1 pseudogene is annotated in these 291 nt (G+C 48.1%); it reads left to right on the top strand.

Going from position 1 to position 291, the window contains the following annotated elements:
- Positions 1-291: pseudogene (gene secD, locus AB4496_RS29115) on the top strand (protein translocase subunit SecD); the annotation flags it as partial.

Raw genomic sequence — 291 nt, 5'->3', positions numbered from 1 at the left:
CAGAGCACTAGGTGATGACGTTATCGTAGCTTTAAACCTAGCGGCTTCAACTCCTGATTGGCTTGAATCTATTGGTGCTGCACCAATGAAACTGGGTCTTGATCTACGTGGTGGTGTTCACTTCTTAATGGAAGTGGATATGGACGCTGCGATGCAAAAACTGGTTGGCCAACAAGAAGAAGCGTTCCGCAGTGAACTTCGTGAAGAGAAAATCCGCTACCGTGCTATTCGCCCATCGGGTAAAGATGCGGTTGAAGTGATTCTGCGTAACGAAGAGCAGCTTGCTGAAGC

The organism is Vibrio sp. 10N.222.46.A1 (assembly GCF_041473595.1).
Taxonomy (GTDB): domain Bacteria; phylum Pseudomonadota; class Gammaproteobacteria; order Enterobacterales; family Vibrionaceae; genus Vibrio; species Vibrio tasmaniensis_A.
This window is presented reverse-complemented; position numbering and strand designations above follow the sequence as displayed.